Source organism: Rhodococcus sp. ARC_M5, assembly GCF_022810405.1.
Lineage (GTDB): Bacteria > Actinomycetota > Actinomycetes > Mycobacteriales > Mycobacteriaceae > Rhodococcoides > Rhodococcoides navarretei.
In genome coordinates, this window is sequence record NZ_JALGQE010000050.1 from 1 (window position 1) to 1,081 (window position 1,081).

At 65.1% G+C, this 1,081-nt stretch carries 1 protein-coding gene; it reads right to left on the bottom strand.

What is annotated here, in order from left to right:
- Positions 1-136 precede the first annotated feature (136 nt).
- Positions 137-1,081 (bottom strand): rhodanese-like domain-containing protein (locus tag MTX34_RS25500; RefSeq protein ID WP_032399667.1); only part of this gene is annotated, 945 nt, incomplete at its 5' end.

The window sequence follows — 1,081 nt, forward strand, 5'->3', positions numbered from 1 at the left end:
CGGATCAGGAGTGTCGCCCGGGGTCCTGCTCGGTCTGGGGTCTGCTCACCGTCGGTGGCGCAGCGAGCCGACAGGGCGAGCACAGGACCAAACCGGGGGCGGACTGCACGACCGCCTCCGATTCGGGCGTGTTCGATCAGACTGTTTCGAGGTTGCGTGCGGACCAGGCGGCGTAGCTGCCCTCGAGTTCGACAACTCGGTAGCCGGCGCGACGCAGGGCGCTGGCTGCGACCGCGTTACGGACGCCGCTCTGGCAGTAGGTCACGATCGGACCGCCCGTGGGCAGTCCGTCGAGGTTCCACAGCAATCGCCCACCGCTGAGCTGTTCGGAGCCAGGTATGTGGCCGTCGGCGTGTTCGGTTTTGTTGCGCACGTCCAGCACCATTGCCGAGTCGAACGAATCCAGCTCGTCCGCACCGATCGTCTCGGGTGTCGTCATGGGAAATCCTCGTAGACTTGTGACGTACCCGGTCACCGTATCGATGCCGACCCGCAGCAGGTGATCACGTAGCTCGTCGGCGACGGCGCGGTCCTCGGCAAGCACCACCAGTGGAGTGTCCTCTCGTTCGGGGTCGTAGACCCAGGCACCGAACGAGGCTGCCTTGCCGATACCGGGGATGTTGAGCGCTCCGGGGACAGCGCCGGCGTGCACCTCATATTGGCCGCGGGTGTCGAGGAGGACGACCTCGTCGGAGTCGAGGGCGCGTGCCAATTCGGTGGAGTCGTACTCGTGCAGTGGAGAGAGTGGCCCGAGAACGACCGGGCCCTGCTTGTTCTGACGCTTCATCCGGCCGAAGTAGGCGTGTGCATCCGGTTGGCCGTCGAGCATCTCATCGACGAAGCCCTGCTCGTCGTCGCGCTCGACATACCCGGCCCACCAAGCGAAACGACGTTCGTAGCCGACGCTGGTCGACGGCAACGCGCCGAGAGCTTTTCCGCAGGCACTGCCCGAACCGTGACCCGGAAAGACCTGGATATGATCTGGCTGCGTGACGAACGACCGCTTCAGACTGCGGAAGATCTGTTTGGCACCCTCGAAACGGGTGTCGACACCGTCGGCAGCTTCGTCGAGTAGGTCCGG